The organism is Marinitoga lauensis (genome assembly GCF_004135675.1).
GTDB lineage: Bacteria > Thermotogota > Thermotogae > Petrotogales > Petrotogaceae > Marinitoga > Marinitoga lauensis.
Map to the genome: position 1 here is coordinate 31,412 of NZ_QHLX01000001.1, position 22,477 is coordinate 53,888.

Genomic DNA, 22,477 nt, shown 5'->3' on the forward strand with positions numbered 1-22,477 from the left:
TATGGCAAGAGCTTTATACAGAGATGCTCCAATACAAATACTTGATGAACCAACAGCATCACTTGATCCTATAGCTGAAAGAGAAGTATTTGAAAAATTTTTTTCTATTCCATATAAATCGATAAAGATTTTAATTACACATAGATTGGGCGGAATAAGATATACAGATGAGATAATAGTTTTTTCAGATGGAAAAATCATCGAAAGAGGAAGCCATGATGAATTAATTAGAAAAAAGGGTGTATATTATGAAATGTTTGAAAAACAAAGAAGATGGTATGGTGAATAACACAACAAAACTGTTTGATGTATTTATCGATATTGCAAAAATATCACCTATAAGATTTTCTTTGCAATACGTATTTTCAATAATTGATGCAATATCATTAGGTATGGTTACAGTTCAAATGCAAAAGGTGTTTGATAATGCTATCAATTATTTTAATAATAATGGTGAATACAAAATAATATTAATAAATCTTATATATTTAATGGTGTTTGCGATACTATCAGAAGTTTCAAGTGGAATATCAGAATATTTTGGAGAGTATTATCATGACATCACATTAAAAACAGTATTAAAAAATTTAAATTTAAAAATTTCAAAAATATCACCAAATTATTTTAATGTTCCAGAAAATAGAAATATGATTAATTCTGCAATAATAGGTGCTAAATCAGTAAGAGGATTATTAAATATAATTATGGATATATTATTTTTGTATATTCCGTACTATATATTTATAGAGTTGTATCTGATATATTTAAGCCCATTATTGGGAATAAGTATATTATTAATATTTATTCCAACATTGATTTCACAAATTATAAAAAGAAATATTATGAAAAAATTGAAGAAGCACATGCTCCTTTGCGAAGAGAAAAGGAAACATATTCAGCTTATATAAAAAATAAAAATTATTTAAAAGAAACACGTACATTAGGTGCAACAGAATTTATATTTAATTTATTTAAAACAACTACGTATAATTACTATGACTTAAAATTGCTTTATCAAAAAAAATTAAACAAAATAGAGGCAATATCAAAATTAATAAATATAATCGGTTACATGAGCATTTTGGGATTAAGCATATATTTAATAATAGATAATAAAATAACTGTTGGAGCATTCGCTGCTGTATATGCATCTATTTCAAATTTATTTGGATTATTTGAAGAAATATTTGAATACAGACTCCATGATGTAGTAGAAATATTTGTGAAAGTAAAAAAATACATAAACTTTTTAAATTTTGAGGAAAACTCAAATGGTGGAAAAAATATTATAGATGAAATAACAAACATAGAATTAAAAAATGTATATTTTACATATCCATCAGGAAAAGCTGCAATTAAAAATGTCAATTTGAAAATAAAAAAAGGAGATCGAATAGCGATTATAGGAAAAAATGGTGCAGGAAAGACAACATTATCGAAATTAATATTGGGATTATATAAACCGGAAAAAGGAGAAATATATTATAATGGAATAGCCTCTTCTTTATTATCCTCAGAAACAATAATAAAAAAAGGAACAGCAGTATTTCAGAATTTTAATAAATATAAGATTACCTTAAGAGAAAATATTGCTATTAGTAATATGAAAGATGAAAATAATGAAGAAAAAATAAAAAATACGTTGAACTATATAGGAATAAATTATAACGATAAAAAATTTATTAACAGCATAAATACAATATTATCAAAGGAATTTGAAGGTATCGAACTTTCAGGAGGACAATGGCAAAAAGTAGCAATAGGAAGAGGAATATTCAAAGATTACGATATTATAATCCTTGATGAACCAACAGCATCACTTGATCCTATAGCTGAAAATGAATTATATGAAAAATTTGAAGAAATAAGCAGAGAAAAAATAGCGATAATAATAACTCATAGATTAGCCTCTATAAAATATTGCAACAAAATAGCGATTATGGACAATGGAAAAATAATTGATATAGGAACTCATGAGGAATTGATTAATAGGTCAGAATATTATAGAAACTTATGGTATGCTCAGGCGGAATTATATATTAATGACTCAAAAAATAAGATCCCTTCCTGACTTTATAAAATAAAAACAGGAAGGGATTTTTCTTTTTATAATCCTTTATTTATGCTATGTTTGATAAATTTACTTCAGTAAATCTACGTTTACCGAAGTAAAAAAACATTATTTAGTTTAATTAAAATCCAATAATAATGCTTCTTTAGTATTTTTACTCTACTGATTTTTCTTTTCTCATAATTTTTGTTTCCTATAATTTTTCTTTTATATTATATATAATAAAATGGATTATATGATATTTACTGCTGTATACATTATATATAATATATACAATGCATAATATCATACAATTTAAATATTTTGTTTTATAAAGAATGGGATTGTTTATATTTTATATTATATAATACATTTTATTATATACAATGCATTTAATATTGGGCGTTATAAAATAACTTTTTCTTGTATAAATAATATAAAATTTATAACGATGTATATAATATATATTGTATTTGTATATTCTATAAAAACAAACAAAAGACTATTTGGTCATAAGTGTATTTTATATTTTGTTTAAAAATAATAAACAAAATATATAATGCATATATGATATATATTATATATTTTCATTAGAAGAAATAACAGATTTTTTCTTTTTTCTCTTTAAGATATATTTGCTAATATCAATATTTCATCTTTTAAAAAACAATATATAAGCTATTTTATGCTTTATTAAAGGCTTTTTATTAACTTCGGTAAATTTCGATTTACCGAAGTTAATAATTAAAAATTTTATCAAAAAATATATCTATTAAAAATTTGCGATTTTAAGAGTATATTTTTCAGAAAATATATAATTTATTATAGAAAATTTTTATCAACTCTTATAGCTCAAAATTCTTTTTAAGATAAAGTAACGGAAATATTATTAAATAATTATGGATGTTTATTGTTTTAAAAAAATTGGTTTGACAATTTGATATTAAATATATATAATTATATTAGATAAACTTCAAGTGGGTGAAAGATTATGGGATTGCTTGATGAGATAAAAAAAGGAGAAAATAAAAAATTAGAATTTAAAGAAAAATTATCGTCAGATTATAATACTTTCTTAAAAACAGTTGTAGCATTTGCTAATGGAAGTGGTGGTAAAATTGTTTTTGGTATTAATGATAAAACAAAAAGAATAATTGGCATTTCTGATGATGAACTTTTTAGTCTTTCAGATAAGATTTCAAATTTAATATCTGAAAAATGTTATCCTATGATAATTCCGGAAATATATGTTCAAAACATTGATGGAAAAAATTTATTAATAGTGGAGATTTATCCAGGACAATCAAAACCATATTTTTTAAAACATAAAGGAAATATTATGAAATCTTATATAAGAGTTGGAGCAACAACAAGGGTTGCCGATGAAAATATTATAAAATCACTGGAGAGAGAAAAATTAAATATTTCTTATGATGAAGAAATACTTTTTTCTTATGAACCTGATGAGAAAGATTTTAATGAATTAAAAAAGGATTTTTATAATTTTACTAAAAAAGAACTATCAAAAAATAAGATGTTAAATCTTAAAATTTTGAGAATGTATAATAAAAAAAGCTTTTTGTCTATTGGTGGCGCTTTAATTATTGGGAAAAACGATATTTTTGAATTTTCTGGTATTAAATGTGCTCGATTCAAAGGAAATGATGTTTCAGAATTTATAGATAGTAAAGATTATTATGGACCTTTATATAAAATTGCAGATGAAGCTATGACTTTTGCAAAAACACACATTGAAAAAAGGATTATAATAAAAGATTTACAACATGAAGAAAATTTTATTATACCGATTCCGGTAATAAGAGAAGCAATAATTAATGCAATTGTACATCGGGATTATACAATTAATTCTGATATTAAGTTTGCGATTTTTGATAATCGAATTGAAATAACTTCACCTGGAGGATTACCTGGAAATCTTGATGTCGATGCAATTAAAGATGGACGCTCTGAAATCAGGAATAAGGTTATTGCAAGATTTTTTAAAGAAATTGGTTATATTGAACAGTGGGGACAGGTATAAAAAGAATTATTGAATTATGTAAAAAAAATGGTTTAAAAGAACCAGAATTTGTAGATGATGGAAGATATTTTAAAGTTATTATATATAAGGTAACCAAAGATAATCTCAAACCAGAAATAAATTATTTTTCGGAAACTGCCGGAAAAGTGCCGGAAACTGCCGGAAAAGTGCCGGAAACTGCCGGAAAAGTGCCGGAAACTGCCGGAATATTATCAAAAAATATAGATTTTAATGAAAAAATAAAAGAATTTTTATTGCTTAATAATAAGATAACTCGAAAGGATGTTGAAGCCATTCTTAATGTAAAGGAGCGAAGAGCTAGAGATATTTTGAAAAAATATGTTGAAAAAGGATTTTTACAAAAATATGGGCAGGGAAGAAATACTTATTATAAATTAAAATAATATATCGAAAGGAGATAAATATGGAACTTCACAAAATTAAAGAAAATATATACTATATTGGTGATACTACAAATATTGGAGTAATAGTAGTAAATGAAGGTAATGATGTATTAATTATAGATAGTGGAAGTGATGATTCAAAAGGAAGAAGGATATTAAAAACATTAGAAGACAATGGTTTTAAGATTAAATATATAATAAATACTCATATGCATGCAGATCACATTGGAGGAAATCATTATATTCAGAAACATAGACCAGATGTAAATATCTTAACTACAAGAGCAGAACTAAGTATGATAGAAAATCCTATATATATGCCATATTTTCTATATTCTGGAGCATACCCGATAAAGGAATTGCGACATAAATTTCTTCTTGCTAAGCCATCTCATGTAACACAAATTATTGATAATGAAAATACATCAATAAAATTAGATGATATTGAAATTAATTTAATTCCCCTTGATGGACATACGGAATATCAAAAAGGAATATTATACGATAATGTTTTGTTTTGCGGAGATTCTTTAATTTCCAAGGAATTGTTGGAAAAACATAAAATCCCTGTTAATGTTAATATAGAAAAGACTAAAGAAACACTTTTGAAATTACAAAATTCCAAATACGATTATTATATTCCTTCTCATGGCCTTTATTAACTAATGTTGAAATTAAAGATTTGGCTCAGTTAAATTATCAACGTATTGAAGAAATTGAAATAAAGATATTAAAATATTTGGAAGAAGATAAATCAACAGAAAAAATTGTTTCCTACTTACTTTACTCATATGGTTTAGAAATAAACAATGCAACATTATATTATTTATACAATACTACAATTTTAGCCTTTTTACAATATTTAAGGGAAAATAAAAAAATTGAATTTAAGATAAAAAATAACATTCCATATTGGCATAACTTAATATAATATATGCCCCTAAAAGTAATTTAGGGGTATATTTTTTAGATTGTCTTACCTTTTTCCTCATTGCTGTTGGAATCTATATATAAGTAAGTTCCTGAGATATCCTTTAAATAAATTTTTCCTTCATTAGTATAATATATTTGATATTTATTATTATCAGCAAATGCAAGAATTGAATTTTTATTCAATTCTAACTCTGAAGCTTTTTTTAATTTTTTGTAATATTTAAGTTCATCAATATCATTATAAAATAACTCTTTTACTTTTTTTCTATAGTCCATAATCCCACATCCATAACCCTTATATAAATATTATATCATATAAACCCATTAATGTCAATAATTATTATAAAATTTAACATTTTTTCTAATTGATTTAATTATAATAAAGTGTGGTTTTTTAATTAATTTAATATAATTTTTCTTATCTACTTCTAAAAATTTTTTTGTTGGTTTGGGTTCAACAACTTTTTCTACTAAGAAATGATTTTTATTTAATGCATCGAAAATATCGTTAAAAGATCTATGATAAAAATAAACAGGTACTTTATTTATATAATCTTCCAACAAAACTTCTTCAAAATAATTATCTAAACTAAAATATAAATAAGTCATAATAGGATGATGTATTGAAAAAACGAGACGTCCTCCTTTTTTTAAAATTCTACTGAATTCATTTAAAGTGAAACTTAAATTTTTTACATAATGCAAAGTTAAAGAAGAGATTATTAAGTCGAAATACTCATTTTTAAATGGAAGTTTCTTATTTAAATTTGCTTCTATAATAGTAGCCTTATTTCCCACTCTTTTTTTTGCTGCGTCAATCATTTTATTTGAAAAATCAATTCCTGCAACTTTTTCTGCTTTATTTTTTATTAACCATTCTAAATAATATCCAGCTCCACAACCTGCATCTAATACTTTTAGTCCTTTTACATTTCCAATAGTTTTTATCATAGCAGGTCTTTCATAATATGCATTAAAAGACTTTGTATCTACATCATTTTCATAATGTGAGGCTAATTTATTATAATTTATTTTCAATTTTTTTTCCATGGAAAAACCTCGCTTTTATATTTTTTTTATTATATCATGTTATGTTTTCAATACTTTCTCTATGGTATAATAAAAATGAAAATATTATTATTTGGGGTGAAATTATATATAAAAAAGATATTTCTAATATAAAATTAGATTTTAATATTATAGAAAAAATAAAAAAACATATATTAAATAAAAAAATCCTGCATACAACTCATTATCTCTCAGATTGCGACGGAATAGCTTCAGTATACTGGGTAAAAGTGTATTTGGTGGTAATTATTATATATCATATCCAGAGTTAAGAAGTGGTAGTGGATTGATTGATTTTCTTGATTTACACAATAATTCAGCTGATGTTGATTCATATGATATATACTTTATATATGATACATCAAATTATGAAGATATTAATTTTATAAATTTAAAAAATAAAGAATATATTGTTTTTGACCATCATTCAAAAATTGATGAATATTTTATAGAAAAAGCTAATTTTCATTATATAAAAAAATCAAGTGCAAATGTTATAAATTTATATGAATTGTCAGTAAAGAATTCTATAGTTTTAAAAAATGAAATATTATTATCTTTTGCTATTGCTTTATATACAGATACTTTAATGTTTAGAACGGCAAGGGAAAAAGAATTTTTTTATTTCTCAAAATTTCTGGGAAATAATAAATTTGAAACTATACTTAATATTATTTATTCTAAAAATATTGATTTAAACGAATTTCTTCATTCATTGAATCAAATGAAATTGTATAATATAAATAGATTAAAAATTGCGGTTATCAAGTTTAATGATATTAACTTATATCAAGCTTTTTTAGATGGTTTGTTAGATGTTTTAGGAATAGATATAGTAATTGGTATATTGCCATTTGGAATTAAGATTCAAATGAAAAAGAAATATGTTCAAAAGATATATCATAAATTACTTATACCCATTCAAAAAAAATTTAATATAAAAAAAGTTCATGGAATATGGATTGATTTTTTTGATTATAAAATAATTCTAGATATTTTGAAACATTATTAAACAGATAAATTTTACTTTATCTTTATTTCTTTATCCTTTTTTAATGATATAATAAAAATAAATATGAATTTATTTTAAACCAGGAGGGATTATTATGGATAATATTTTGAATATTACGGATTCTATTTATTATGTTGGATTAAATGATAGAGATACGCATTTATTTGAAAACATGTGGCCATTACCAAAAGGAGTTACGTATAATTCCTATATAATAAAAGATGAAAAGAATGTACTTTTTGATACAGTAAAAGCAACAAAAACACATCTATTTATCGAGAAAATAAATAATATTTTAGATGGTGGAAAATTAGATTATCTTGTAATTAATCACATGGAACCAGATCATTCAGGATCTATTTCAGATATTTTAAGAGCATATCCAGAAATTAAAATTGTAGGTAATAAAAAAACATTTGAATTTTTAAAAGCTTTATATGGAATAGAATCTAATTTATATGAAGTAAAAGATGGTGATGAGATTAATCTTGGAAAACATAAGTTAAAATTCTATATGACTCCAATGGTTCATTGGCCAGAAACAATGATGACATATGAGGAAACAGAAAAAATATTATTTGCTGGTGATGCTTTTGGGGATTTGGAACTTTAGATGGTGGGGTATTTGATGATGAAGTTGATATAGAATACTATGAAAATGAAATACGAAGATATTATTCTAATATAGTCGGAAAATTTGGTCCTATGGTTCAAAGAGCTATGAAAAAATTATCAGGTTTAGATATTAAAATAATAGCTTCCACTCATGGACCTGTATGGAGAAAAAATCCTGAAAGAATTATTACATTATACGATAAATGGAGTAAATACGAAACTGAAGAAGGCGTAGTAATTGCATATGGTTCAATGTATGGTAACACTGAAAAAATGGCAGATTTTATTGCAAGATGTTTAGCAGATGAGGGAATTAAAAACATCAGAGTTATGAATTCATCAGAAGTGCATGAATCATTTATTATAAATGAAATATGGAGATTTAAAGGGGTTCTCTTTGGTACAAATACGTATAATAATGGTATATTCCCAAGAATGGAAAATTTATTAATTAATTTAGAACATAAAGGAATTAAAAATAGAGTATTTGGAGTATTTGGTACATATGGTTGGAGTGGTGGTGGAGTTAAAGGTATTGTTGAATATATAAATAAAAACAAATGGGAAATGGTTTGTGATCCTGTTGAAGTTCAATTTTCTGCCCATGAAGAGCATTATGAAAAATTAAGACATTTAGCAAAAAAAATGGCGAAAAGAGTAAAAGAGAATTAATCATTAAAAATAACGTCTTGCTTTTGCAAGACGTTATTTTTTAAAGGATATCGCCTCAACCGGACAAACTCTTTGGCATTCAAAACACATTAAACATTCCTTATTAATAATTTTTCTTTTATTATTATCTAATGTAATTATTGTATTGTTTGGACAGACTGTTTGACATAAGCCACATCCAATACATTTATCTTCATCTATTTTTAATTTAAAAGAAGATATTCTTTCTCCAATATTCAAGATTGTTCCATATGGACATAGATTTTTATGCCAAAACGTTTCTTCAAAGAAAAGTGTTATTAAAAGTGCTAATCCTATTACATACAGTAATATATTTAGTTTTATTTTTAATATCTTAGTTGTAATAAACAATGATATGAATAGAAAAAGTAGTGCATATCTTAAAATATTAGATTTTAAAAACTCAGGAGTTTTGAATCGCTTTATGTTTAGCTTTTTATAAATGAAATTTATAGGTTTAAATAAAGTATTAATAGGACACATCCAACCGCAATAAACCCTTCCCATAAATGTTGAAAGAAATAATCCAGCAATAAATACAAATATCCATCTTATTAATATGTGATTTTCTAAAAGCAGAAAAAATAATACAAAAAATATTATTTCAGATATATACATGAATATGATTTTTGAACTTATCTTTTTTTTCATAAAACACCTCCTGGAATTCTTTCTATATTTATTATACTAAAATTATTTTTTAATGTACGTGATTAAAATTACACATATTCATTTCTAAGAAAATTTTAAGTATATTTCAAAATAATGGGAATGAATTTATAAATAAAATAAGTTTGACTTATTATCTCTAATAATGAAAAACTAAAAAATGGGTATTAGTTATTTACTAATACCCAATAATGTCATTCTTTTTATAAATTATATAAAGGAGAGGTGTAAAAATTTTATTCATCATCTTTTAACACTTTACATAATTCAGGAACAATATCAATAGATACCGATTCACCTTCTGCGTATACATGTTTTAAAGAAGGATTATCTATTTGAACCATTATTTCACCAAATTCCGTTTCAATAAATGACTCTACAGTATTTCCAAGATAAACATTAATTTTTACTCTTCCTTTTATTAATCCTTTATCCTGATCTTTTAAAACTAATGATTCAGGTCTTGCCATTAAAATATTTCCTTTTCCCGTTTTAATATTAAACTCATATTTCGGAATTTCTAATATTTTTCCTTGAAAGTCAATAATACATTTATTTTCTTTCTTTTCCTTAACTTCAATATCAAAGAATGCTACTTTTCCGACAAAACCCGCAACAAATTTAGAATTTGGATTTTCATATATATCATTAGGAGTACCTATTTGTTTTATCTTACCATCTTTCATAACGATTATTCTATCAGATAAACTCATTGCTTCTACTCTGTCATGAGTAACATATATAGCAGTTATTCCTAACGATTTTTGTATTCTTCTAATTTCTATTCTCATTTGTTCTCTTAACAAAGCATCTAAATTTGATAATGGTTCATCCAATAATAATATTGATGGTTCTACAATAATAGATCTTGCTAACGCAACTCTTTGTTGTTGCCCACCTGATAATCTTGATGGAGCTCTATTAGCAAGATCTTTTAAACCAACCATATCAAGAGTTTTTAAGACTTTTTCTTTTATTTTTTCTTTAGATAATTTTTTTAATTTAAGACCATATGCAACATTATCAAAAACTGTCATATGCGGAAAAAGACCATAACTTTGAAAAACTGTAGCTGTATCTCTTTTATTTGGTGGGAGATAAGTAATATCTTCATTTCCAATATAAATTTTGCCTTTTGTAGGTAATTCAAACCCAGCTACCATTCTTAATGTGGTGGTTTTTCCACAACCAGATGGACCTAATAATGTAATTAATTCTCCTGGTTGTATTTCAAAAGAAGAATTATTAACCGCAATTACTTCGGTATTGTACTTTTTATCATAAAAAATTTTAGTTACATTTTCTAATCTTAAAGAAACCTGTTTTTTTGTCATCATTCCACCTCTCACTGAGAAACTGTTTTTTCTAATGTTTCGCTTTCTCTAACTAGCAATCTCATTAATCCAAATGCTGCTAAAACAATAATTATTAATGTAGTAGCTAAAACACTAGCTAAACCAAATCTTAAATTTTCAGAAAAATTATATATAAGAACAGTAATATGATACCATTTTGCTGAAATCAAAAATATTACAGCGCTAACAGCTGTCATAGATCTAACAAAAGTATAAGATAAACTCGAAATAAAAGCAGGACGTAATAATGGTAGAACAATAGTTTTAAATACTGTAGGTACATCTGCACCTAAATCTTGAGCTGCTTCTTCAATAGAAGGGTCTACCTGTCTTAGTGCTGCAACTCCACCTTCAACACCAACAGGAAGTTCTCTTATTATATAATTTATGACTATAATAGCACCTGTTCCAACGAGTATCAAAGGAGGTTTATTAAAAGCTAATATATAACTAATACCAATTAAAGTTCCTGGAATAGCAAAAGGAGCCATAATTAATATCTCAAAAATTCTTTTTCCCGCAAATCTTTTTCTTACTAAAATTAAAGCTGTCATCATTGCTAAAATACCTGCAAGTGGTGTAGCTATAGAAGCAAGAGTTACAGTATCTGCAATTGCATCTCTTCCTCTTTGCAATGCTTCTTTTATATTTTCTAAAGTAAATGTATAATCAATACCCCAGTTTTTTACAAAACATCCTGCTACAATTGTTCCATATAGGGATACCAAAAATACTATTATTAAAATCATCAAAGTTACAAGAGTTACTTTAACAGGTTTAGATACAAGTTCAGTGATTCTCGGTGAAGGTTTTCCAGTAACAGTAACAAAAGATTTACGTGAAACCCAAAACCTTTGAACTAAAAAGGCTGTTATAGTTGGTAATAACAATAAAATAGATAATGCAGCACCATTTCCCAACCTATTCATACCTGTAACTTCCAAATATGCTTCAACAGATAAAACTCTATAATTACCTGATAATATTAAAGGATTTGCAAAATCTGCTAAAGAATTGGTAAAGACTAATAACCATGCGCTTAATATTCCAGGCATTGAAAGTGGTAATGTAACTTTTAAAAAGGTCTCTAATTTAGATGCATTTAAATCAAGTGAAGCGTCTTCAAGGGTTGAATCAATTGAATGTAAAATACCAACCATAGTTAAATAAGCGATAGGAAACATTCCCATTGTTTGAACTAAAGTTAATCCTGTTAATCCATATATACTAAAGTGTTGTAATCCTAATATTTTTTTCGTTATTAAACCGTTATTTCCAAAGAGAAGTAATATGGATAATGTTAAGGAAAAAGGAGGAGAAATAACGGGCAATGTTGCCATTGTACTGAAGAACTTTTTTCCCTTTATTTGAGTTCTTGTTAATACAAAAGCAAATAAAAATCCAACAAGCGTAGAAAATGTTGCTGTAGAAATTCCCAATTTAATACTTCCCCAGAATGCATTTAAATACTGTTTTGTTGTTAGTATTTTTCTCCATATTTCAATGGAAAATTCTCCATTTTTTATAAAGGTTAATCTAAAAGCTTCAAATAATGGATATGCGGTAAATATTGCAACTATAACAAAAATCATAAGAATAATAAAACTCATTACAGGATCTCGTGTGAAATTTATTATTCCATACATCAAAACAAAATTATTATAATTGAATACATAAAAACGTTAATTAATCTATAAAACTTTAAATATTCATCCATTTGAAAAAAGATAATAGCTATTCCTAATACATCAAAATCATCATTTATTACAGGTGAAAAAATAATTCTATATTTAGAATTATTTATTTCATAATCATTTTTTGAAAAATAAACCTCACTATATTCCGCACTTTCAATGCCATCTTTAAAATCTTCAGAATTTAAATTATTTTTATAAAATTCATAAAGACTTTTATCACTATAAAAATCTTCCGTTTCAAAAAAACTTGGAAGACCATTAATATATATAATTTTTAAATCTTCATTTTCCTCTTCAGTTTTCTGAATCCAATCATTATATTTATCTTCAACTAAAGATACAGATTTAGACAATATTTGACTTGTCTTTAAAAGATTATCATTTAGAACCTTATTAAAAGAGTTTTTTATACTGGAAAATATCCAAAAATCCAAACCACTTACGAAAATCAGCAAAATCAAAAAATATAAAACCTTTTTCTTTGTAAACATATAATTCAACTCCTGTTTGAATTTTAAGAGAGGCGGCTATACGCCGCCTTATAAATTTATTATTTTGCACCAATTTCTCTATTCCATCTTTCAACTAATCTTTCTCTATTAGCAGCGTCCCAAACAAAATTTTGATTTACTATTCTTAATTCATCAATATTTAATGGTGCTTTATCTTTCGGAGCTAATTTTGAAACAGGTAATACAAACCATTCTGCAATCATTGCTTGTGCTTCTTTTCCTAACATCCAATTATATAATTTTTTAGCATTAACAGGATTTGGACCATTTTTAATCAATGACATTGAAGCTAATTCAAATCCAGTTCCTTCCATTGGTACAGTAACTTCTAATGGAGCTCCATTAGCTATTAATTTGAATAAATCATGAGCATATCCTATAGCAAATGGAATTTCACCTATAGCTGCTTGTTTTCCACCAGCAGAACCTGATTTTGTATATTGATCAATACTCTCATCTAATTGATGTAAAAACATAAAGGTTAACTCTTCATCTTCATGGAACATATGAAGAATAGTTGTTATAACATTATAAGCAGTTCCAGATGTATTTGGATTAGCAACCCTAACAAGGCCTTTATATTTTGAATCAATAATATCGAACCAGCCTTTTGGTGCTTCTAATCCTAATTCTTTTGCTCTATCTTTATTAGTAGCAAAAGCCAATACACCAATATATAATCCAATCCAATAATTTTCTGGATCTCTAAATTGTGCAGGTGTATATTGGGCTAAAGGTGATTTATAAGGAGTAGTTAATCCCTTTTGTTTTGCTTCAACATGTCCTAAACCAACACCACCAACCCAGATTGAAGCTTGAGGATTTTCCCTTTCTGCTTCTAATCTTGCAACTGTTTCACCTGTTGATAATCTAACCCATTCAACTTTAATTCCTGTTTCTTCTTCAAACTTGTCAAATAATTCTTTTGCTAAAGGCTCTTCAAGTGTTGTGTAAGCCTTTACAACATCTCCTGCTGAAAAAGCAAAAATACCAACTAACAATACTGTTAACACAAATACTAACTTTTTCATAAATAACACCCCCATATTTAAAGTATCAATCTTCTTTTTTTATAATCCATGTAGCTTTATCGCTGAAATACAACCTTACAACTTCTCCATTTTTAACGATCTTATTCTCAATCGGATTATATAAAACACCATTTATAATCTGATTATTTTTTAATATAATTTCGTATTCAATATGTGAGCCTAAAAATACAGATTTATTTAATTTTCCTTCTAAATAATTAGTTTTTTCGTTATAATCTAAAGATTCAGGTCTAATCACAATTAAAACTTCATCACCAATATTAAAAGAAGATTTACTAGTTCCATAAAATTTTTGTTTTAAATCCTTATTAAATACAACATAATTATTATTTTCTACTTCTATTATTTCACCTGCAATAAAATTCACTTTACCTATGAAATCAGCTACAAATTTATTTGTAGGATGTGCATAAATCTCAAATGGAGAACCAACTTGCATAATTTTTCCTTTATTCATTACCACAATGACATCTGAAATACTCATGGCTTCTATTTGATCATGTGTAACATAAACACTGGTAATTTTTAATTCCTGTTGAACCTTTCTAATTTCAGTACGCATAGATTCTCTTAACTTAGCATCTAAATTAGATAATGGTTCATCAAATAGTAAAACTTTAGGCTCCATTATTAAACTTCTGGCTAATGCAACACGTTGTTGCTGCCCCCAGAAATTTGATCTGGTCTTCGATCTTCTAATCCTTCTAATCCTGTTAAATTAATTATCTTAGAGACTTTTTCTTTAATTTCTTTTTTGCTTAATTTTTTTAATTTTAATCCAAATTCTATATTTTCTTTTATTGTCATATGTGGGAATAGAGCATAACTTTGAAACATCATGGATATATCTCTTTTATTTGGTGGATCATTGGTTATATCTTTTCCTTCAAGATAAATTTTCCCATTAGTTGGAGTTTCAAAACCTGCAATCATCCTCAAGGTTGTAGTTTTTCCACATCCTGAAGGCCCCAGAAACGTAACTAATTGTCCTTTTTGGATATTTAAAGAAAAATTATTTACTGCTACTGTTTCAGTATTACCACTTTTGAATATTTTATAAATATTTTTAAGTTCTAAACTCATATAAACACCTCATTCAGAAGCAAAATTACTGTTTGATAACGATATTTTATTTTTCAAAAATAGTTTTACAATTAAAACAAAGGATAATATCAATAAAATTAAAACCACAGAAAAAGCACATGCTTCAGATAATCTTCCGGAATCAGTCTGACTCAATATTTGAACAGTCATCAAATTCCAATTCGCTGAAACCAGAAAAATAGCCGCACTAATTGCAGTCATTGCTCTAACAAAAGAATAAACAAGAGCAGAAAAAAATGCAGGAACAATCAAGGGTAATGTGATCTTTGTGAATACAGTTCTATCATCAGCACCTAAGGTATATGCCGCCTCTTCAATAGCAGGATCAACCTGATTTAAAAGGGCAACTCCTGACTGTATTCCAACAGGAATATACCTAAAAATAAAATTTAATACTAAAATTGCAAATGTACCAGTTAATAACAAAGGTTTTGAATTAAAAGCAAGAATATAACCTATACCCACAACTGTCCCGGCACTGCAAAATTTAACAAAGAAATGAATTCAAGAGTCTTTTTCCCGGGAAATGTTTTTCTAACAATTAAGAATGCTATTATCATACCCAATACAGCAGAAATAGGTGTTGAGGTCAATGCAATTGTTAATGTATCTTTTATCGCTTCCTTACCAACATCAAAAACATATTTAAAATTATCCAGGGTAAATTCATTATTTAATCCCCACAATTTAGTAAATGCTCCCAGAAAATCGTTGCATAGATTAAAAGAATAAATAAGGAAAAAATTAAAACTAAAGAAAATAACATCCATTTTGCAAATGTGTTTACACTTTTTATTTGTGAAGTACTTGGTTTTCCAGTAACAGTTATATATTTTTTCTTTCCAATCCAATATTTTTGAACTATAAAAGCTATTAAAGATGGTAAAAGAAGCCAAACCGCTAAAGCAGCACCACTTCTTAAATCAAACATTCCAGTAATTTGCAAATAAGCTTGAACTGATAAAATCGGGAATCTTGAACCTGCTAAAATTAAAGGATTACCGAAATCTGCTAATGACTCTATAAATAAAACCAACATAGTGCTTGCAATACCTGGAACGGATAAAGGTAATATAATTTTTGTAAATACTTGCCATCTATTAGCTTTTAGATTAAAAGCGGCATCTTCTAATGTTGGAGAAATTGTTGAAATTACACCATCGAGAGTAATAAAAGCAACAGGGAAAAAAGTAACTATTTGTGCAATCATTAATCCCATAAACCATAAACAGGAAATGTTCTAATACCAAATAATTTAGCAGTTAATAAACCATTAAATCCAAATAGCATTATAATTGCCATTGCACCTATAAATGGTGGAAAAACCATAGGTATAATAGCTATTGTTCTAAAAAATTTTTTAAATGGGATATTAGCCCTATTTAATGTATATGCGTATAAAAAACCTACAAAAGTTCCAATAACAGAGGTTAAAATGGCTATTAAAATACTATTTTTAAAACCCTGTCTCATATAATCATTTGCTAAAGCATTTTTATATGTTTCGAGAGAAAAATGATTTTCAGAGTTTGTGAAACTAACGAGAAAAACTTTATATAATGGAAAAATTATAAATATAAACATTGAAATAAATATTAATATAATTAAAATAAGTAAAGAAGGATTTTTCATCATTTTTTTGAATTTATTAGAAAGTTCTTTATTAGTTATATCCATAATTTCATTCCTCCAAAAAAAGGGGATAACCCCCTTTTTATTATTTAACTGGCAATACTTCTTTAATCCATCTATCTACAATTCTCTTTTTATTTTGTGCTGCCCAATTTTCATCAACAGTAATTAATTTAATTGTAGATAATGGTTGTAATGTACCAAAATCAACATCGCTTCTTACTGGATAGAAGAAGGTCTTTTCATCAACTATAGTTTGTTGCCCTTTCTTTGATAATAACCAATCAACTAAAACTTTAGCTTCATATTTATTCTTTGCTCCCTTAACTATTGAAACACATGCAGCTTCATAAGGTACTCCTTCTTTTGGGAATACAACTTCTATAGGATATCCTTGTTCTTTAAATTGGAAAAATGCAGGAGTAAATTGAATACCCAATCCTGCTTGACCAACACCAACTGATTTTGATGGACCTGTACCACTTTGTGTATAAGATTGAACATTCTTAGCTAATTTCTTTAAATAATCTATCATACCATCTTCACCATAAATGGAGATTAATCCTGTAATAAATGCATATGCTGTACCAGAGGTTTGTGGACTTGGATATTGAATCATATTTCTGTATTCTGGTTTTAATAAATCCATCCAACTTTTTGGTAAATCTGCTTTAATTTGTTCTAAAACTTTTAAGTTTACCCCAATACCAAGAGGATTCATATAAAATGCATGGAAATAACCATCAACATCGTAAAAATTTGGAGCAATACCATATACACTTAATGTTTTATATGGTTCAGTTAATCCTTTTTCTTTTGCAATAATATGATTTGGCATTGGAGCTCCAAACCAAACATCTGCTTGAGGATTATTTTTTTCCGCCTCTAATCTGGCTAAAGCAGGTCCTGAGGAAAGAAAGACATACTTAACTGTAATACCTGTTTCCTTTGAAAAAGCATTTAAAATTTTTCTGGCATTTGCTTCATCTACACTACTATAAATAATCAATTCAGCAAATGAAAATACTAATACTGTTAGCATCAATCCTACCAAAATAAGTTTTTTCACTATACTCCCCCTCTATTTAAGATATCAATATAATATTAATAAAAAAAGAAATAAAAATCATCATAAATGTATTAAAAAAGTAACAAATTTAAATGGTGGGAAACATAATTACAGAGGCTTTTTCAGGAAAGATAAAAGATTCCCCTTTAGCAGGTATAGGAAAGAATCAAGATAATAAACAGAAAAGTATTTTTCATTATAAATATTAATAGTCAAAAATTCTGAGTCATTATCAAAAACTCTTATAATATATAATGGAGTATTGTTACCTTCAAATAATGCACTAATTTCTTTAGAAGAATCAACTTCTTTAGCATTTTTAAAGATATCATATAATTTTATTTTTTCCTTTTGATTTAATAAAAATCCTGTATTTTCATTAAAGGCTATAATTTTATCTTTTAATAGAACTTTAGAAATATTTGTTTTTGAAAAAATCAATCTTCTAATTAAACTTTTTGCATCTTCTAAATCCTTACTTTGATTAATTCCATAAATAAAATCATCTATAATAAGATTATTATTTATTTCATAATAATATTTATTCCCATCTAAAAGATAAATATATCCATATATTTTATCTTCAGCATTATCGTTTGTGTTAATATATTTAAATTTAGGCATTTTATTTACTTTTTCCCATAATTTGAAAAGAATATCAGGATCAGTTAAAGTAACTGTAGGAAGATATTTTATATTAATCTCTAATTTTATAGGGTCGTCGAATAATATTCCTCTATAATTTTCTCATGGTCGTTTATAAAATGCACTTTATCAAGATCTTTATTTAAAATATAAGTTCCAATAAGAATTGTAAAAATAATACCAGAAATAAAAATTATAATATATTTTTTAGACTTATCCATCTTTATACCCTCTTTTAAACTTTAAAATGAATTTCACTCTTTTATCTGTGTTAACCAGCAAATCCCCCTTATGCTTTTGCATAATTTCTTTTGAAATACATAATCCTAAACCATTTTTTCCTTTTTTATTTGATGTAAGAGGAGTAAAAATATTTTTTAATACATTTGGTTCAATAGGAACTCCATCGTTTTCTATTATTAGATAATAATTCATATAATCACTTTTTGAATAAATAAAAATATTCTCACACTTTCCATGTTTAATAGCATTATCTAATATATTCAATATAACTTCTTTTATTCTTTCATAATCAAAAAATAATGTTTCAGAATCAATTTCATTTCTGACATTAATAGAAAATTTTTTAAATCGAGGTTTTAATGTATTAATAGAATCTATAACCAATGATTTGATATCTGCATTTTTAAAATTAAACTCAAAGGAATTTTTATTTAACTTTGATACATATAATAACTCTTCTACCATTTTTAATAATCTATTGCCTTCAGATATTATATAGTTAATAGAAACATTTTTATCTTCATCATATTTCAATTTTTTTAAAAGTTCAGCATGACCTAAAATGGAAGTTATAGGGGTTTTAAATTCATGAGTCATATTATCTATAAAATTTTTTTGTTTTTCTTTTTCTTCTTTTAACGATTTTATATAATGAATTAGTTTATCTTTCATAATATTAAAAGAATTAACTAAGGAATTAATATCTTCATTACTAACTATATTAATCTGAAAATCAAAATTTCCTTTTGCAATCTCTTCTGTCTCTTTCTTTAACTTTATTAACGGAGTAGTAATAGAGTTTGCAAGAATATAATTTATAAATATAATAAAAAGTATAAAAACAATATCTACAATAAACAGCGTCATTTTTACCTTATTTATTATTTGAAATTCCTCAGTTAATGGATATATAAATCTTAAAACACCAATTGTTTCATTGTTATAAAAAATAGGACTGGAGAAAAAAAGAATATATTTATCATCGGTTTTTTTTATAATATAATTTTTCATATTATTTGCAGCATAATGAATATCTTGATAAACGTAAAATTTTTCATTCGGCGATGTATCCGCTAATAAATTTTTTCTTATATCATATATTTCAACATGAGCATTATATTTATTAGAAAAATATTCAGATACAAATGGTGCAATATTATTTAAATGAACAAAGGCATTTTCATATTTCTCATTATTAAAAATCTTTAAAAAATATATTTGACTTTCCTGGCTATATTCAGTCAAATTTTTTATAGTATTATTAATGATATTCTTTTGAAAGGTAAAGATAGAAATTATAAAAATAATAGTTAATATTAATAGTGTGGATGAAATATTTAAAAATAATATCTCATTTCTTATACTATTTTTCATCCTTCACCTCTAATTTATATCCAATACCATACAAAGATCTTATTTGAACATTACTTTCTTTAATTTTCTTCCTCAATCTTTGTATTGCCATATCTACAGCTCTTGTATCTATTTCTGAATCAAAACCCCATATCTTTTCTAATAATATCTCTCGTTTAACAACCTGATTATAATTATTCATTAAAAATTCCATAACTTCAAATTCTTTTTTAGTTAAATAAATTTCTTTCGATCTTAAATACATGGTTCTGGAATCTTTTTTTAACTTCAATTCACCGATAATTAATTCATTATTACTTAATCCTTGCTTTTTAATTCTCTTTAATATGTTTCTTATTCTCAAAATTAATTCTTTACTATCAAAAGGTTTGGTTATATAATCATCCGCTCCTAATTCTAGTCCTAAAAGTTTATCATTCTGACTATTTTTAGCCGTTAAAATAATAATAGGTGTTTTATAACTAATTTCTTGAATTTTTTTCAAAACATCAAAACCATCAATATCAGGCAACATTAAATCCAGCACAACAAGATCAGGATTTTCTTTTTTAAAAACTTTTAATCCTTTTTCACCTGCTTCTGCCTCTACAACATCAAATCCTTCAAGTATTAAATTCATTTTTATAAGATCTAAAATACTTTTTTCATCTTCAATAACTAATATTTTCATAAGACCCCATTGTTTTATTTTATTTTATTTTGTTTTTATTTATTTTTATTATATCATTAATCTTATTTTCTTTCAAACCTATATTTTCTAAGGAATTTCTAAGGAAAAACTAAGTTTCCTTTAAGTTTTGAATTTTATCATATATATGTCGAAAAAGAATAAATAAAGATAAAACTTATAAAGGGGTTGATAAAATGAATAAAAATTTCTCTAAAAATTACAATAAAAGTAAAAAAGAATTGGATGAAGTTTTTGGAAAAATAGAAAAAATAGAAGCTATAAATAATTCTAAATATTTACGAAACGTCTATATCAAGGATAAAAAAGGATATCTTTATAAAACGCTTATAAATATTAGACATATCGGTAATCTTGCATTAAATCAGGAAATATGTGTCAAAGGTGTTGCTATTAAAATCAACAATATTTATAAATTAATATCTTATAAAATAGAATATAACAATAGTACTTTTAGTACAATGTAATTAAACTTTTTCATCAATTAACGATACAAAAAGTATTTCCAATATATTTAAGCCAATAATTATAAAAAAACCATATAATAAACCATACATACTACCAATCACTCCAATAAGATACGAAAATCCTCCAGAAATAATTGAAGTGCTTGCTGAAGCTACACTTAAGGCAATTCCCTTATTATTCTTATATTTTTCTACAACAATTGCCTGAATTGTAGGATAAGTTGTTGAAAAACCAATACCTGTCAAAATGGTTCCTATGGAAGAAATAACAATATTTTTTCCAAAAGCAACCGTAAAGATTGAAAATATCAATGAAAAAGGAACTACAATTAATAACCATTTTTTATAACCAAATTTTTCTGGAAAGTGCGATAAAAATGCTCTTCCTAAAAATAAACCTAACCATAAAAAGGAAGGGTATAATGCTGCTGTAGAAATATCAAAATTCCTAAATTCAAATAAAAAAGTGGATATCCATGATGAAAAGTTCATTTCATATCCTACATAAAAAGATAATGATAAAACAAGTATTACCAATGAAAAATTGAAAACACCTTTTAATGAAGATTTTTCCTGTAATAAATAATTATTATGCAATGAGTCTACTTCTTTTTTTATCAAAATTAAAAATATAAAAGGTATTATATTCATCAACACAGCAATAAAAAAAGTCCCTTTCCAATAATTACTATATTTAAGAATTAAAGATGAAATAATAGGACTCGTTAAAGCTCCAACTGCAAAAGATGAATGTAAAAGATTCAGCTTTTTCCCTTTTTTTCCATTGCCTGATACACCGATTAAAAATGGAATGGAGATTTCCAGAGCTCCTCCACCAAAATTAATGAAAAATATTCCTAAAATCATAAATATATATGAATTCATAAAAAGCATTAATAAATTACCAAAAAAGAAAAATATAATTCCAGATAATATCGTCTTAAAAGCATTATGCTTTTCCAATAAATACCCATATATTACAGAAGATAATAAAAATCCTAAAGTTCCTAATGTAAATGCCAATCCAACTAAAGAATGATCTATATTATATGTTTTTTCTATCATCGGAATCAAAGAACTGGTCATTATTAAAGAATAACCAAAAAGAAAAAAACTGCTAAAACCAAAAATTAATTCATTTTTATTCATATCTA

The 22,477-nt window shown here is 25.6% G+C and carries 26 protein-coding genes and 2 pseudogenes; 10 read left to right on the forward strand and 18 right to left on the reverse strand.

The window, feature by feature from the left end:
* Position 1: 1 nt before the first annotated feature.
* The 7 genes from DJ007_RS16580 (at position 2) to DJ007_RS00160 (ending at position 5,426) form a co-directional block, all read left to right on the forward strand.
* Positions 2-289 (forward strand): hypothetical protein, encoded by a 288-nt coding sequence (locus DJ007_RS16580; protein ID WP_129407814.1) that lies wholly within the window; start codon positions 2-4, stop codon positions 287-289.
* Positions 249-908: an ABC transporter ATP-binding protein gene (locus DJ007_RS00135; RefSeq protein WP_129407815.1), complete on the forward strand. Its 660-nt coding sequence runs from the start codon at positions 249-251 to the stop codon at positions 906-908. The genes DJ007_RS16580 and DJ007_RS00135 overlap by 41 nt, the downstream gene beginning before the upstream one ends.
* The gene (locus DJ007_RS00140; RefSeq protein ID WP_129407816.1) at positions 872-2,071 is read left to right on the forward strand and encodes an ATP-binding cassette domain-containing protein; all 1,200 of its coding nucleotides are present in this window, start codon (positions 872-874) and stop codon (positions 2,069-2,071) included. The genes DJ007_RS00135 and DJ007_RS00140 overlap by 37 nt, the downstream gene beginning before the upstream one ends.
* A 970-nt stretch (positions 2,072-3,041) precedes the next feature.
* Entirely contained in the window at positions 3,042-4,091 is a 1,050-nt protein-coding gene (locus DJ007_RS00145; RefSeq protein WP_129407817.1) for an RNA/DNA-binding domain-containing protein, read from the forward strand.
* Positions 4,076-4,495 (forward strand): putative DNA binding domain-containing protein, encoded by a 420-nt coding sequence (locus DJ007_RS00150; RefSeq protein ID WP_129407818.1) that lies wholly within the window; start codon positions 4,076-4,078, stop codon positions 4,493-4,495. Before DJ007_RS00145 ends, DJ007_RS00150 begins: the two co-directional genes overlap by 16 nt.
* 20 nt (positions 4,496-4,515) lie before the next feature.
* Complete coding sequence (locus DJ007_RS00155; RefSeq protein ID WP_129407819.1) at positions 4,516-5,157, forward strand: MBL fold metallo-hydrolase; 642 nt, start codon at positions 4,516-4,518, stop codon at positions 5,155-5,157.
* A gap of 20 nt (positions 5,158-5,177) precedes the next feature.
* Positions 5,178-5,426, forward strand: coding sequence for a hypothetical protein (locus DJ007_RS00160; protein WP_129407820.1), 249 nt, complete (start codon positions 5,178-5,180; stop codon positions 5,424-5,426).
* 35 nt (positions 5,427-5,461) lie between these two features.
* Here DJ007_RS00160 and DJ007_RS00165 read toward each other — a convergent pair whose 3' ends face one another.
* Together DJ007_RS00165 and DJ007_RS00170 are read right to left on the reverse strand one after the other, a co-directional pair.
* Positions 5,462-5,704: a hypothetical protein gene (locus DJ007_RS00165; RefSeq protein WP_129407821.1), complete on the reverse strand. Its 243-nt coding sequence runs from the start codon at positions 5,702-5,704 to the stop codon at positions 5,462-5,464.
* A gap of 54 nt (positions 5,705-5,758) precedes the next feature.
* The gene (locus DJ007_RS00170; protein ID WP_129407822.1) at positions 5,759-6,478 is read right to left on the reverse strand and encodes a class I SAM-dependent methyltransferase; all 720 of its coding nucleotides are present in this window, start codon (positions 6,476-6,478) and stop codon (positions 5,759-5,761) included.
* A 214-nt stretch (positions 6,479-6,692) separates the two neighbouring features.
* Here DJ007_RS00170 and DJ007_RS00175 point away from each other — a divergent pair, with 214 nt between their 5' ends.
* Both DJ007_RS00175 and DJ007_RS19715 read left to right on the forward strand, forming a co-directional pair.
* Positions 6,693-7,508 carry a DHH family phosphoesterase gene (locus tag DJ007_RS00175; protein WP_206075970.1) on the forward strand — a complete coding sequence of 272 codons (816 nt, stop codon included), beginning with the start codon at positions 6,693-6,695 and terminating at the stop codon, positions 7,506-7,508.
* A 94-nt stretch (positions 7,509-7,602) separates the two neighbouring features.
* Positions 7,603-8,795: pseudogene (locus DJ007_RS19715) on the forward strand (FprA family A-type flavoprotein).
* Positions 8,796-8,828: 33 nt separating this feature from the next.
* Here DJ007_RS19715 and DJ007_RS00185 read toward each other — a convergent pair.
* The 15 genes and pseudogenes from DJ007_RS00185 to DJ007_RS00230 form a co-directional block, all read right to left on the reverse strand.
* Positions 8,829-9,467 (reverse strand): 4Fe-4S binding protein, encoded by a 639-nt coding sequence (locus DJ007_RS00185; RefSeq protein WP_129407823.1) that lies wholly within the window; start codon positions 9,465-9,467, stop codon positions 8,829-8,831.
* 254 nt (positions 9,468-9,721) lie between these two features.
* Positions 9,722-10,819, reverse strand: coding sequence for an ABC transporter ATP-binding protein (locus DJ007_RS00190; protein WP_129407824.1), 1,098 nt, complete (start codon positions 10,817-10,819; stop codon positions 9,722-9,724).
* An 11-nt stretch (positions 10,820-10,830) separates the two neighbouring features.
* A complete protein-coding gene (locus DJ007_RS00195; protein WP_206075971.1) occupies positions 10,831-12,450 on the reverse strand; it encodes an ABC transporter permease in 1,620 nt (539 codons plus the stop codon).
* A gap of 35 nt (positions 12,451-12,485) precedes the next feature.
* The gene (locus DJ007_RS15065; protein WP_206075972.1) at positions 12,486-13,028 is read right to left on the reverse strand and encodes a hypothetical protein; all 543 of its coding nucleotides are present in this window, start codon (positions 13,026-13,028) and stop codon (positions 12,486-12,488) included.
* A gap of 59 nt (positions 13,029-13,087) precedes the next feature.
* Positions 13,088-14,080 carry an ABC transporter substrate-binding protein gene (locus tag DJ007_RS00200; protein ID WP_129407825.1) on the reverse strand — a complete coding sequence of 331 codons (993 nt, stop codon included), beginning with the start codon at positions 14,078-14,080 and terminating at the stop codon, positions 13,088-13,090.
* Positions 14,081-14,105: 25 nt separating this feature from the next.
* Positions 14,106-15,184 (reverse strand): annotated as a pseudogene (locus DJ007_RS20685) (ABC transporter ATP-binding protein).
* Between the two features lie 9 nt (positions 15,185-15,193).
* Complete coding sequence (locus DJ007_RS15070; protein WP_206075973.1) at positions 15,194-15,670, reverse strand: ABC transporter permease; 477 nt, start codon at positions 15,668-15,670, stop codon at positions 15,194-15,196.
* Positions 15,661-15,891 (reverse strand): hypothetical protein, encoded by a 231-nt coding sequence (locus DJ007_RS15075; protein ID WP_206075974.1) that lies wholly within the window; start codon positions 15,889-15,891, stop codon positions 15,661-15,663. The genes DJ007_RS15070 and DJ007_RS15075 overlap by 10 nt, the downstream gene beginning before the upstream one ends.
* Positions 15,879-16,424: an ABC transporter permease gene (locus DJ007_RS15080; protein WP_206075975.1), complete on the reverse strand. Its 546-nt coding sequence runs from the start codon at positions 16,422-16,424 to the stop codon at positions 15,879-15,881. Before DJ007_RS15080 ends, DJ007_RS15075 begins: the two co-directional genes overlap by 13 nt.
* Entirely contained in the window at positions 16,415-16,882 is a 468-nt protein-coding gene (locus tag DJ007_RS15085; protein WP_206075976.1) for an ABC transporter permease family protein, read from the reverse strand. The genes DJ007_RS15080 and DJ007_RS15085 overlap by 10 nt, the downstream gene beginning before the upstream one ends.
* 40 nt (positions 16,883-16,922) lie before the next feature.
* Positions 16,923-17,879 (reverse strand): ABC transporter substrate-binding protein, encoded by a 957-nt coding sequence (locus DJ007_RS00215; RefSeq protein WP_129408232.1) that lies wholly within the window; start codon positions 17,877-17,879, stop codon positions 16,923-16,925.
* A 135-nt stretch (positions 17,880-18,014) separates the two neighbouring features.
* Positions 18,015-18,638 carry a DUF3919 family protein gene (locus DJ007_RS00220; RefSeq protein WP_129407826.1) on the reverse strand — a complete coding sequence of 208 codons (624 nt, stop codon included), beginning with the start codon at positions 18,636-18,638 and terminating at the stop codon, positions 18,015-18,017.
* Positions 18,617-18,772 (reverse strand): hypothetical protein, encoded by a 156-nt coding sequence (locus tag DJ007_RS14425; protein ID WP_165973917.1) that lies wholly within the window; start codon positions 18,770-18,772, stop codon positions 18,617-18,619. The genes DJ007_RS00220 and DJ007_RS14425 overlap by 22 nt, the downstream gene beginning before the upstream one ends.
* Positions 18,765-20,168, reverse strand: a complete 1,404-nt coding sequence (locus DJ007_RS00225) for a HAMP domain-containing sensor histidine kinase (protein WP_129407827.1) — start codon at positions 20,166-20,168, stop codon at positions 18,765-18,767. Before DJ007_RS00225 ends, DJ007_RS14425 begins: the two co-directional genes overlap by 8 nt.
* Positions 20,158-20,838 carry a response regulator transcription factor gene (locus tag DJ007_RS00230; RefSeq protein WP_129407828.1) on the reverse strand — a complete coding sequence of 227 codons (681 nt, stop codon included), beginning with the start codon at positions 20,836-20,838 and terminating at the stop codon, positions 20,158-20,160. The genes DJ007_RS00225 and DJ007_RS00230 overlap by 11 nt, the downstream gene beginning before the upstream one ends.
* Positions 20,839-21,032: 194 nt before the next feature.
* Between DJ007_RS00230 and DJ007_RS00235 the strand changes: the two genes are divergently transcribed.
* Positions 21,033-21,323, forward strand: a complete 291-nt coding sequence (locus DJ007_RS00235) for a hypothetical protein (RefSeq protein WP_129407829.1) — start codon at positions 21,033-21,035, stop codon at positions 21,321-21,323.
* Here the strand turns inward: DJ007_RS00235 and DJ007_RS00240 are convergent, their stop codons facing one another.
* Complete coding sequence (locus tag DJ007_RS00240) at positions 21,324-22,472, reverse strand: MFS transporter (protein WP_129407830.1); 1,149 nt, start codon at positions 22,470-22,472, stop codon at positions 21,324-21,326. It abuts the gene before it with no gap.
* Positions 22,473-22,477: the final 5 nt, after the last annotated feature.

What these genes read in the sequence shown, in the direction of transcription:
- DJ007_RS00235 (WP_129407829.1), top strand. Translation starts at nt 21,033, where the DNA reads ATGAATAAAAATTTCTCTAAAAATTACAATAAAAGTAAAAAAGAATTG.
- DJ007_RS15065 (WP_206075972.1), bottom strand. Translation starts at nt 13,028, where the DNA reads ATGTTTACAAAGAAAAAGGTTTTATATTTTTTGATTTTGCTGATTTTC.
- DJ007_RS00200 (WP_129407825.1), bottom strand. Translation starts at nt 14,080, where the DNA reads ATGAAAAAGTTAGTATTTGTGTTAACAGTATTGTTAGTTGGTATTTTT.
- DJ007_RS00240 (WP_129407830.1), bottom strand. Translation starts at nt 22,472, where the DNA reads ATGAATAAAAATGAATTAATTTTTGGTTTTAGCAGTTTTTTTCTTTTT.
- DJ007_RS16580 (WP_129407814.1), top strand. Translation starts at nt 2, where the DNA reads ATGGCAAGAGCTTTATACAGAGATGCTCCAATACAAATACTTGATGAA.
- DJ007_RS00145 (WP_129407817.1), top strand. Translation starts at nt 3,042, where the DNA reads ATGGGATTGCTTGATGAGATAAAAAAAGGAGAAAATAAAAAATTAGAA.
- DJ007_RS00170 (WP_129407822.1), bottom strand. Translation starts at nt 6,478, where the DNA reads ATGGAAAAAAAATTGAAAATAAATTATAATAAATTAGCCTCACATTAT.
- DJ007_RS14425 (WP_165973917.1), bottom strand. Translation starts at nt 18,772, where the DNA reads ATGGATAAGTCTAAAAAATATATTATAATTTTTATTTCTGGTATTATT.
- DJ007_RS00190 (WP_129407824.1), bottom strand. Translation starts at nt 10,819, where the DNA reads ATGACAAAAAAACAGGTTTCTTTAAGATTAGAAAATGTAACTAAAATT.
- DJ007_RS00155 (WP_129407819.1), top strand. Translation starts at nt 4,516, where the DNA reads ATGGAACTTCACAAAATTAAAGAAAATATATACTATATTGGTGATACT.
- DJ007_RS15080 (WP_206075975.1), bottom strand. Translation starts at nt 16,424, where the DNA reads ATGGGATTAATGATTGCACAAATAGTTACTTTTTTCCCTGTTGCTTTT.
- DJ007_RS00225 (WP_129407827.1), bottom strand. Translation starts at nt 20,168, where the DNA reads ATGAAAAATAGTATAAGAAATGAGATATTATTTTTAAATATTTCATCC.
- DJ007_RS00135 (WP_129407815.1), top strand. Translation starts at nt 249, where the DNA reads ATGAAATGTTTGAAAAACAAAGAAGATGGTATGGTGAATAACACAACA.
- DJ007_RS00195 (WP_206075971.1), bottom strand. Translation starts at nt 12,450, where the DNA reads ATGAGTTTTATTATTCTTATGATTTTTGTTATAGTTGCAATATTTACC.
- DJ007_RS00215 (WP_129408232.1), bottom strand. Translation starts at nt 17,879, where the DNA reads ATGCTAACAGTATTAGTATTTTCATTTGCTGAATTGATTATTTATAGT.
- DJ007_RS15085 (WP_206075976.1), bottom strand. Translation starts at nt 16,882, where the DNA reads ATGGATATAACTAATAAAGAACTTTCTAATAAATTCAAAAAAATGATG.
- DJ007_RS00230 (WP_129407828.1), bottom strand. Translation starts at nt 20,838, where the DNA reads ATGAAAATATTAGTTATTGAAGATGAAAAAAGTATTTTAGATCTTATA.
- DJ007_RS00165 (WP_129407821.1), bottom strand. Translation starts at nt 5,704, where the DNA reads ATGGACTATAGAAAAAAAGTAAAAGAGTTATTTTATAATGATATTGAT.
- DJ007_RS00185 (WP_129407823.1), bottom strand. Translation starts at nt 9,467, where the DNA reads ATGAAAAAAAAGATAAGTTCAAAAATCATATTCATGTATATATCTGAA.